The organism is Streptomyces sp. NPDC006551, assembly GCF_040611675.1.
Taxonomy (GTDB): Bacteria; Actinomycetota; Actinomycetes; order Streptomycetales; family Streptomycetaceae; genus Streptomyces.
This window is the reverse complement of record NZ_JBEXOT010000020.1, coordinates 47998-57315: the sequence shown is the minus strand read 5'-3', so window position 1 is coordinate 57315 and position 9318 is coordinate 47998. Positions and strand designations below refer to the sequence as shown.

The following is a 9318-nucleotide window of genomic DNA, read 5'->3' as shown; positions in this document are numbered from 1 at the left end:
GCCCTCGCGGGAACACGTCAGGTGAGCAGGTCGTCCACCTGCGCCTCGCCCTCGCGGTACCGGCGGGCGATCTCCGCGCTGCAGTCGTCCGCGGTCCGCTGGAGCTGCTGCCGCCGCCGCGACACCTGCTGCTCATAGCCGGCGAGCCGCCCCATCGCCTGGTGGAGCTCCTCGTCCGTGCGGGCGGAGAGGTCCGACAGCTCGACCTCCGACAGCATCTCCGTCGCCAGCCGGCGGTACTCCTCGCTCCGCGGCGTCGACAGCGTCACATGCCGCGCCGACGTCCTCAGCCGCGAGGGCGCGTCCGCGAGGATCTCCGAGAGCCGGTCCAGGACCGGCGCCTCCGGATCCGTACGCCGGGCCAGTTCGGCCCGCAGAATGTCGATCCGGCCCTGCAGCATCCGCCGCACATAGCTCAGGTCCGCCTCGTCGCCTTGCGCGTCCCGGCGCAGCGCGCGCAGCTCCGGCAGCCGCAGCCCGGCGATGTCCGGCTGCGGACTCTCCGGCAGCGCCGGAGCGGCCGTCCGCTGCAGCGGTGGACGTGCGCCCCCGCCGATCCGGATCAGCGGTACGGGACCGGACGGCGACTGTCCGGCGCCATGTGCACTCATGTGAATCGTCCCCTCGACCGGTGCGGAGCCGCACCGCCTGACACGCATGGTGCCACTCCCGCACGTGTGTGTGCAGAAGCTCTGCACCCGTTCAGCCCCAGACGCGTCGGTCTGTAGGTTGGTCCGTATGCGTGCGGTGGTGCAGAGAGTGGACGGCGCGAAGGTCGTCGTCGCGGGAGAGACGGTCGGCGAGATCGTCGGCGAAGGACTGTGTGTGCTGGTGGGAGTCACCCACGAGGACACCCCGGAGAAGGCGGCCCAGCTGGCCAGAAAGCTGTGGTCCGTCCGCATTCTGGAGGGAGAGAAGTCCTGCTCGGACGTGAATGCGCCCTTGCTGGTGATTTCTCAGTTCACCCTCTACGGGGACGCGCGGAAGGGCCGCAGGCCCACCTGGAACGCCGCCGCGCCCGGCCCGGTCGCCGAGCCCCTCGTCGACGAGGTGGTGGCGCGGCTGCGCGCGCTGGGCGCGAAGGTGGAAACGGGCCGGTTCGGAGCGGACATGCGCGTGTCGCTCACGAATCACGGCCCGTTCACGGTCCTGATCGAGGTCTGAGCCCTACGGCCCGACGCCGGCTTTCGCCCCGAGGGCCTACGGCTCCACGACCGTCTCCTGCGCCGCCGCCGTCTCCCCGGCGAGCAGCTCCGCGTCGACCGGCACGTTCCGCTTCACCAGCGCCAGCGCGATCGGGCCCAGTTCGTGGTGGCGGCCCGACGTGGTGATGAAGCCCAGCTGGCGGCCGTCGGCGCCGTCCGAGGCGAGCCGGATCGGGGTGCCGGGGCCGGGCAGATGCACCTCGCTGCCGTCCAGGTGCAGGAAGACGAGCCGCCGCGGCGGCTTCCCCAGGTTGTGGACGCGCGCCACCGTCTCCTGCCCCCGGTAGCAGCCCTTCTGCAGATGGACCGCGCTGCCGATCCAGCCCAGCTCGTGCGGGATGGTCCGGTGGTCGGTCTCGAAGCCGAGCCGCGGCTGGTGCGCCTCGATCCGCAGCGCCTCGTACGCGAGGATCCCGGCGGCCGGCCCGTGCGCCGCCGCGAAGGACTCGAGCTCGGTCCGGGGCAGGAACAGGTCACGGCCGTGCGAGGTCTCCCGTACGACCACTCCCTCCGGCACCTCGGCGATGGAACCGGCCGGCAGATGGACGACCGCGAAGTCCTCCGTACGGTCGGCGACCTCGACCCGGTAGAAGAACTTCATCGACTCCAGATAGGCGACGAGCTCGTCCCGTGTACCGGGCTCGACATGCGCCCAGACCGTCTCGCCGTCGTCGACGAGGTAGAGCGCGTGCTCGATGTGACCGTTGGCGGAGAGGATCAGCGCCTCGGTGGCCCGGCCGGCCGGCAGCTCCGCCACGTGCTGGGTCAGCAGCAGGTGCAGCCAGCTCAGCCGGTCGTCCCCGGAGACGGTGACGACACCGCGGTGCGAGAGGTCGACGAAGCCGCTGCCGCCGGCGAGGGACCGCTGCTCGCGGAAGAGATCGCCGTAGTGCGCGGCGACGCCTTCGTCCCGCCCTTCGGCGGGAACGGCGCCGGGCAGGGACAGCAGGGGGCTGTGCGGTGAAAGTCGCTGCATGCAACCAGACTACGACCGCGTACCGCTGTCCTTGTTCGAACAGTCCGCACACCGGCCGAAGATCGCGAAATGCTTCATGTCCGTCTCGAACCCGAACGTCTCGCGGAGCTTGCCGGTGAACTCGGCGGCGATGTCGACATCCGCCTCGATGACCTCCGTGCAGTCCCGGCACACCAGATGCAGATGGTGGTGCCGGTCGGCGAGGTGGTACGTGGGGGCGCCGTGGCCCAGATGGGCGTGGCTGACCAGCCCCAGCTCCTCCAGGAGCTCCAGCGTCCGGTAGACGGTGGAGATGTTCACGCCGGAGGCGGTCTTGCGGACCTCTCCGAGGATGTCGTCGGGCGTCGCGTGTTCGAGCGTGTCGACGGCCTCCAGGACAAGCTGGCGCTGGGGCGTCAGCCGGTAGCCACGCTGCCGCAGGTCGCTCTTCCAGTCGGTGCTCACCACGCCCCCCAGTGTAGGAGGGCGTGGCGGAATACCGGCCCGCGTACGGCCTACGTGCTGGGGCCTACTTGAAGAAGGCGATGCCGTCGTCCGGCAGGTCGCCGAGGCCGCGCGCCATCTCCGCGACCTCCTCGGGCGTCACGACCTTCTTCAGATGCGCGGACATGTACGGCCGCAGCGGCACCTCGGGGGTGGACTTCTCGCCGACCCACATCAGGTCGCCCTTGACGTAGCCGTAGAGCCGCTTGCCACCGCTGTACGCGCCGGAGGCGGCGGTACGCGCGACGGCGTCGGTCACCAGGTCGATCTGGGGCTTCTGGTGGGCGAGCTCGCCGTACCAGATCTCCACGATGCCCTGGTCACGGACCATGACGATCTCGACCTTGCGGTCCTTGTCGATCCGCCAGTAGCCGCTCTCGCTCTCCAGCGGGCGGACCTGGTTGCCGTCGTTGTCCAGGACCCAGGAGTGGGAGCGGTACTCGATGAAGTCCCGGCCGTCGTGGCTGAACGTCACGGACTGGCCGAAGTTGCACTTCTCGGCGCCGGGGAAGTCGGAGACGCCCGCGCCTTCCCACGTCCCGAGGAGGAACGCGAGGGGGACGAGGTCCGGGTTGAGGTCGGACGGGATCTCGATCATGAGCAGCTCTGTCGATCTGTAGGGGTGATTAGCGCTGGCCCTGGTACAGCTTCTTCACGGCCAGACCGGTGAAGGCGAGCACGCCGACGCAGACCAGAACCAGCAGGGCTTCGAAGAAGATGATCACAGGGTGCTCCTCGAATGAGCGGTGAAGGCAGAACGGGCCGGACCCCAGCTTAATGGGCTGGGGTCCGGCACCGTCTGTGAGGTGTGTCTATGCTGCGTGCGGCGGATCAGCCGAGGAGCTGGCTCTGCAGCGTCACCGTCTGCTGGAACGGGACGGCGAGCGCCTCGCCCTTTCGGGACTGGGTGACCACCGCGAGGGTGTCACCGGCCTGGACGTAGGCCCAGCGGCTCTGCTCGGCGTCCGCCGGCAGCTCCACATAGGAGTACGCGGTGGTGAACAGCACGTCGACGTCCTCGAGGGTGTCACCGTCCACCTGCACGCCCTCGACGCCCACCAGGGCCGGGCTGTCGGGCAGACCGGTCTTCAGGGTGTCGTGCTTGAAAGCCTCGGCGAAGGCGACCGACTTGAACCGGAGCAGATGGACCTGGGTCGCGGTGCCGTCCGGCATCGTCCAGCCGCGGGCCGCGATGTGGCGCAGGGCGGAGTCGGCCAGCGTCTGCTTGAGCTCCGTCCGGTGGTCCTCGCCGTACAGCGAGAGGTACTGGTCCACGCTGACCCAGCCACCGTCGAGCTTGGGGTCCGCCGTGGCGCCCGCCGGGGCCGGCAGCAGGAGCTTGCGCAGGTCGGCGTGGTGGATCTCGCCGTCGTTGCCGTCCGTGAACGGTCGCGGGACGCCGGCAGGCAGCGCCGGGAGGCTGAGGCGGGGGTAGGCCCAGCGGCCGTCGCTCTCGGTGGCGAGGCCGGGGACGTCCGTGCGCTCCATGGAGGTGATCCCGAACGCGGTCCCGGCCCCGAGCCCTCCGCACACGAGCACGGCGGCGCCCCAGCGGGCGACGGCCCACAGGAGCGGACGCCGGGAGATCTTGGGCGCGGGAACGGCCTCGGGCTCCTCCGAGGCGGCGGCCTCGGGAGCGGCGGCTTCAGGCGCGACGGCTTCAGGCGCGACGGCCTCGGGAGCGGCGGCCTCCGGAGCGACGGCCTCGGAGGTCTCCGGAGCCGCCGGGATGGGCGCTTCCGCCGGAGCCGCGTCCTCCGCGGGAACCTTCAGGTCCGCCTGCCGCTCGGTCTGCTGCTCGGTCATACGTACTCCCCCGGGGACTTGATGTGGTCGAGCTGCTTCTTCACCAGCGCGGCCACCGCGGACCTGTCGAAGGGCTTGGCGCCCGCGGCGGTGACGGCGACCAGGTTCTCGGAGTCGTACGCGATGCAGACCATGCCCTCCAGCTGCTTGGCCTTCTCCTTCTTGTCCAGGCCCTCGAGCTCCGGCATCACGTAACAGACCGCGTTCTTGTGCCCGCTGATCTTCGGACCCTTGGGGAATTCAAGGAGGTCGGCGATCTCCTTCCGCAGCTGGAACATCTTGCCGATCTGCTTCTTGTCCTTCATCCGCATGAGCGTGACGTCGACCACGACGTCGTTCTCGTCGGAGACGAAGGAGCGGACCGCTATCCCCTGGACGCCGAGCCTGTCGACCTCCTTCTCGTACTCGCGACGCTTCTTGCCGGAGAGGCCCTTGCCCTCGCGCTTGACCAGGGCGGCCGCCTCCTTCCCGCCCAGCTCGCCGTCGTTGCCGTACGTCTCGATGTCCGGGCCGAGCGAGTAGCCCTCCGGGACCGGCAGAAGGAGCTTGCTGAGCGGCGTCGACGCCTTGCCCCGCACGATGCCGGCGGCCGGGTCGCTGCCCTCCGTGGCCGACCCCGCCTCCCACACCACGGTCGGCGCACTGCGGTCCGCGGCGGCGACCGTGACGCCGGTGTACGTGACGCCGCCGCCGATCACACCGAGGACGAGCACGGCGGGCAGGACGGCCGTCAACAGCCGGCGACCGCGCCCCGGCTTCGTCGGCTCCTCGGCCGGAACGGTAGCTGCGAACACGTCGTCGGTCACGTCGGTCACGGTCTTCTGGTCCTCGTTCACAGGCGCCCCAGCTGTCGCTCGGCCACCGCGCTGATGTCCTTCTTGGAGATCTTCTTCGTGTCGAAGATGAAGATCTCGACCATGATGTCGCCGCGGTGGAAGTACGCCCGGGCCTCGTAGAAATCCTCGTAGCCCGCTTCCTTGTGCACCGGGAAGAGGTAGTAGCGCCCGTTGGTGGAGCCCTTGAGCTCGTCACCCTCGTTACGGGCGTACTCCTCGTCGGTCATGTAGTCCATCTGCTCCTCGGCGTGATCCTGCGCGTTGAGGGCATCGCCGGGCCGGTACTGAACCAACCGGATTTCGGTCGTACGGTTCTCGCCGGCCTTCCAGGATGTGGTGGCGACGCGCCGGACCCTGCTCTCGAGCTGGTGGTGCAGCGCTCTGCCCGGCTCGTTGAACTCACTCGCGTACTCCGGCACGGACATCCAGCCGTCGTCGTCCGCGAACTCCGCCTTCTTCGCACCCGCCGGCTTCGGGAGCAGCAGCTTGCGCAGATCCCCCTCCGTCTTGGCGGCGCGGTCCTGCGAGGCGGGCAGCGGCAGCGGGGCCTGCCCCTTCGGGAGCGGCTTCGGGTAGGCGAGACCGGGCTGGTTCAGCGCGGCCAGCGGCGTCGGCTCCCGGTCGGCCTGGATGCCGTAACCCACCGCCGTACCGCCCACGATGCCGAGGACGGCGGCGACGGCGATCAGCACGACGCTACGGCCGGCACGCCGGCGTACGGGCGGGTGCTCGGGAACCGGCGGCGGCGCCGAGTCCGGGTGTCGACCCATTTCTTCGCTGTTCAAAAGTCCCCCCACGAGACCTGAAGCGCAGATTCCGTAACCCGCGCACCCAACTGACAGGTGAGTCATGCATGAAGTTGCAGTGACTCGCATTACAGTTCGGTATATGGCGAAGAAGCTCGTGATCAAGGTGACCGCCGGGGCCGACGCCCCTGAACGCTGCTCCCAGGCCTTCACGGTGGCCGCCGTCGCCGTGGCCAGCGGGGTCGAGGTCTCGCTCTGGCTGACGGGCGAGTCGTCGTGGTTCGCGCTCCCGGGCCGCGCGGCCGAGTTCGAACTCCCGCACGCGGCGCCCCTGCCCGACCTGGTCGACTCGATCCTGGCGGCCGGCCGGATCACGCTCTGCACGCAGTGCGCGGCACGCCGCGAGATCACGGAGAAGGACGTCCTGGAGGGCGTGCGGATCGCCGGCGCGCAGGTCTTCGTCCAGGAGGCGATGGCGGACGGCGCCCAGGCGCTCGTCTACTGACGGCAGGAATCGGCTACGGACGGCTACGGACGGCGCTTCTTGCCGTCGAGCTCGTCCCACCACTCGTCGGACTTCGGGTCGCCCGACGGATCGTCCCACCACCGGTCGTCGGGCCCCCGCCGGTTCGCGACCACCGCGGCGACCGGCGGAATGACCATGGCGACGACACACATCCCGATGGCGACGGGCATCGACCACAACCGCACCACGGCCCAGGCCCCCACGAAGAGCACCAGGCACACGCCCATCATCCAGAAGTAGGCATGCCGCCGCTGCGCGTACATATCTTCAGCGTACGACCGAAGGGCCGTGCCTCAAGTCCTGGAATGGCGTCCAACCCCCCAGGAGGCACGGCCCTTCGGCCGGTTCGGTGTCGCGATGACGCTCAGGCGTCAGACCGCGATGGCGACCTCGGCGAGGCCGCCGTGCTGGGCCACGACCTGGCGGTCGGCGGTGCCGCCGGGGACCAGGGCGCGGACGGTCCAGGTGCCCTCGGCCGCGTAGAAGCGGAACTGGCCGGTGGCGGAGGTCGGGACCTCGGCCGTGAACTCGCCGGTCGAGTCCAGGAGGCGGACGTAACCGGTGACGGGCTGGCCGTCCTTGGTCACGAAGCCCTGGATGGTGGTCTCACCGGGCTTGATCGTCGAGGCGTCGGGCCCGCCGGGCTGCGCTCCACACATGTTGAGAATCCTTACGGTCGAGGGGTCCGGAGAAGGGGAGGTCCGGGGCTTACTTGTTCGCGCCGAGCTCGATCGGCACGCCGACGAGGGAGCCGTACTCGGTCCACGAGCCGTCGTAGTTCTTGACGTTCTCGACGCCGAGCAGCTCGTGCAGCACGAACCAGGTCAGCGCGGAACGCTCACCGATGCGGCAGTAGGCGATGGTGTCCTTCGCCAGGTCGACCCGCTCGTCCTCGTAGAGGGCCTTGAGCTCGTCGTCCGACTTGAAGGTGCCGTCGTCGTTGGCGTTCTTCGACCACGGGATGTTGCGGGCGCTCGGCACGTGGCCGGGGCGCTGGGACTGCTCCTGCGGGAGGTGCGCCGGGGCGAGCAGCTTGCCGGAGAACTCGTCGGGCGAGCGGACGTCGACCAGGTTCTGGGCGCCGATCGCGGCCACGACGTCGTCGCGGAAGGCACGGATCGAGGTGTCCTGGGCCTTGGCCTTGTACTGGGTGGCCGGGCGGTTCGGGACCTCGGCGACGAGGTCGCGGGAGTCGAGCTCCCACTTCTTGCGGCCGCCGTCGAGGAGCTTCACGTCCTGGTGGCCGTAGAGCTTGAAGTACCAGTAGGCGTAGGAGGCGAACCAGTTGTTGTTGCCGCCGTAGAGGACGACCGTGGTGTCGTTCGCGATGCCCTTGGCCGAGAGGAGCTTCTCGAAGCCCTCCTGGTCGATGAAGTCGCGGCGGACCGGGTCCTGCAGGTCCTTGGTCCAGTCGATCCGGATCGCGTTGCGGATGTGGTTCTTCTCGTACGCCGAGGTGTCCTCGTCGACCTCGACGATCGCGACCTGCGGGTTGTCGAGGTTCGCCTCGACCCAGTCGGCGTCTACCAGGACGTCGCTGCGGCTCATGCTGTTTCTCCTCCGGGGCAGTGTTCGGCGGTGTGGCGCAAGGTGGTGCGGGTACGCGGCATCGCTGGGCGTACGGCTACACGGGTGGCCCCGACCGTGGCGGTCGACGGGCCTGAAGGAATGCGGGACTCGGGCGTCCCGCTCAGACCGAGCGACAGAGCATGGCGGCGACGCGGCACAGGTCTACTGCCCGCCGCTTCGTGAGATCCGCCTGTCGCTTCATGCCCACGATCGTAGGGACGGACAGGCGGCCGTGTCACCGGTGTGTCGTATTTTGAGACGCGATCGTCCGAAGTGTGGGACGAGATCCCGCCACGAGGCCGCTCCGGACCCCTCGGCGCTGGTGGTCGGCAGCGCTTCTTCTACGCCTCGGACAGCACCGTCTCAGCATGTGGCCGAGGCGGCCGGAGGGGGCGTTCGAAGGGCATGCCGAGGCCGGCGCGAGGGTGAAGCGAGCATGTGCCAGGGCCGGGCGGGGTCAGCCCGCCAGGGCCACGTCCTTGCCGGTGACCCCGATGGCCACGCCGTCCTCGCGGGCCTCGACCTTCTCCAGCTTCATGCCCGTCGGCAGGCCGCCGATCTCCCGGTCGAAGTCGGTGCGCTGCCGGACCAGTTGCTCGATGCCGGGGATGCCCTCGCCGGGCACCTCGTCGGCCCGGACCCGGATCGTGTCGCCGTCCACCAGGGTGACCGTGGAGAGCACGCTGCGGGTGACCTCGCGGCCGAGGACCTCGACGCCGCCGGTGACCTTGACCTTGCCGTTGCCGCCGTAGGCGACGGTCACCTCGCGGTCGGAGGCGGCGGCGAGGTCGGCGTAGGAGATCAGCGCCGTGCCCGTGGCGGTGCCGGCACGCGCGCTCGTGTAGTCGCCGGTCAGCGTCACGTCGTGGAGCGCGGCGGACATCTCGCTGATCCGGATCTTCCGGTTGCCGGCCGTCGCCTCGACGCCGGTCAGCTTCACGTCGACCTCGTCCAGGCGCTTGTCCATGATCTGCGTCAGGAAGGGGAAGCCCTTGATGTCCACCTCGGTCGAGCCTGTCCTGGCGGCTCCGAGCCGCACCCGGTCGGCGGCCTCCGACTCGGCGTAGGCGACGGCGAGCCGGTCCAGGCCGACGAAGAGCCCGCCCAGCACGACGGCCACGATCAGCAATACACGCAGTGCTCGCATGGCCCGTGCGTCCCCCCAAAAATC

13 protein-coding genes and 1 pseudogene are annotated in these 9318 nt (G+C 69.7%); 2 read left to right on the top strand and 12 right to left on the bottom strand.

Annotated features, from left to right (window positions below; all coding sequences use genetic code 11):
* Positions 1 to 17 precede the first annotated feature (17 nt).
* Complete coding sequence (locus tag ABZY12_RS19395; protein WP_356891827.1) at positions 18 to 611, bottom strand: ABC transporter substrate-binding protein; 594 nt, start codon at positions 609 to 611, stop codon at positions 18 to 20.
* A 127-nt stretch (positions 612 to 738) separates the two neighbouring features.
* On the opposite strand from ABZY12_RS19395, the gene dtd reads away from it, so the two are divergent.
* Positions 739 to 1164: a D-aminoacyl-tRNA deacylase gene (gene dtd, locus ABZY12_RS19390; protein ID WP_356891825.1), complete on the top strand. Its 426-nt coding sequence runs from the start codon at positions 739 to 741 to the stop codon at positions 1162 to 1164.
* A 36-nt stretch (positions 1165 to 1200) separates the two neighbouring features.
* On the opposite strand, the gene ABZY12_RS19385 is transcribed toward dtd, so the two are convergent.
* From ABZY12_RS19385 to ABZY12_RS19360, 6 genes are all read right to left on the bottom strand, one after another.
* Positions 1201 to 2181, bottom strand: a complete 981-nt coding sequence (locus ABZY12_RS19385; RefSeq protein WP_356891823.1) for a folate-binding protein — start codon at positions 2179 to 2181, stop codon at positions 1201 to 1203.
* Positions 2182 to 2190: 9 nt separating this feature from the next.
* Positions 2191 to 2628, bottom strand: coding sequence for a transcriptional repressor (locus tag ABZY12_RS19380; protein ID WP_356891821.1), 438 nt, complete (start codon positions 2626 to 2628; stop codon positions 2191 to 2193).
* 61 nt (positions 2629 to 2689) lie between these two features.
* Positions 2690 to 3262 carry an FABP family protein gene (locus ABZY12_RS19375; RefSeq protein WP_356891819.1) on the bottom strand — a complete coding sequence of 191 codons (573 nt, stop codon included), beginning with the start codon at positions 3260 to 3262 and terminating at the stop codon, positions 2690 to 2692.
* Positions 3263 to 3495: 233 nt separating this feature from the next.
* A complete protein-coding gene (locus tag ABZY12_RS19370) occupies positions 3496 to 4470 on the bottom strand; it encodes a hypothetical protein (protein WP_356891817.1) in 975 nt (324 codons plus the stop codon).
* Positions 4467 to 5285, bottom strand: coding sequence for a hypothetical protein (locus ABZY12_RS19365; protein ID WP_356891815.1), 819 nt, complete (start codon positions 5283 to 5285; stop codon positions 4467 to 4469). The genes ABZY12_RS19370 and ABZY12_RS19365 overlap by 4 nt, the downstream gene beginning before the upstream one ends.
* A 17-nt stretch (positions 5286 to 5302) precedes the next feature.
* The gene (locus ABZY12_RS19360) at positions 5303 to 5998 is read right to left on the bottom strand and encodes a hypothetical protein (RefSeq protein WP_356891813.1); all 696 of its coding nucleotides are present in this window, start codon (positions 5996 to 5998) and stop codon (positions 5303 to 5305) included.
* Positions 5999 to 6194: 196 nt separating this feature from the next.
* Between ABZY12_RS19360 and ABZY12_RS19355 the strand changes: the two genes are divergently transcribed.
* The gene (locus ABZY12_RS19355) at positions 6195 to 6557 is read left to right on the top strand and encodes a DsrE family protein (protein ID WP_356891811.1); all 363 of its coding nucleotides are present in this window, start codon (positions 6195 to 6197) and stop codon (positions 6555 to 6557) included.
* Positions 6558 to 6580: 23 nt separating this feature from the next.
* Here the strand turns inward: ABZY12_RS19355 and ABZY12_RS19350 are convergent.
* The 5 genes and pseudogenes from ABZY12_RS19350 to ABZY12_RS19330 all read right to left on the bottom strand — a co-directional run.
* Positions 6581 to 6856, bottom strand: a pseudogene (locus tag ABZY12_RS19350) (DUF3099 domain-containing protein); the annotation flags it as partial.
* A gap of 93 nt (positions 6857 to 6949) precedes the next feature.
* Entirely contained in the window at positions 6950 to 7237 is a 288-nt protein-coding gene (locus ABZY12_RS19345) for a DUF1416 domain-containing protein (protein WP_015035121.1), read from the bottom strand.
* Between the two features lie 49 nt (positions 7238 to 7286).
* Complete coding sequence (locus ABZY12_RS19340) at positions 7287 to 8126, bottom strand: sulfurtransferase (protein WP_356891809.1); 840 nt, start codon at positions 8124 to 8126, stop codon at positions 7287 to 7289.
* Positions 8127 to 8268: 142 nt separating this feature from the next.
* Positions 8269 to 8349, bottom strand: a complete 81-nt coding sequence (locus ABZY12_RS19335) for a putative leader peptide (RefSeq protein ID WP_350497993.1) — start codon at positions 8347 to 8349, stop codon at positions 8269 to 8271.
* A 255-nt stretch (positions 8350 to 8604) separates the two neighbouring features.
* Positions 8605 to 9294, bottom strand: a complete 690-nt coding sequence (locus ABZY12_RS19330) for a DUF2993 domain-containing protein (RefSeq protein WP_356891807.1) — start codon at positions 9292 to 9294, stop codon at positions 8605 to 8607.
* Between the last annotated feature and the right edge of the window lie 24 nt (positions 9295 to 9318).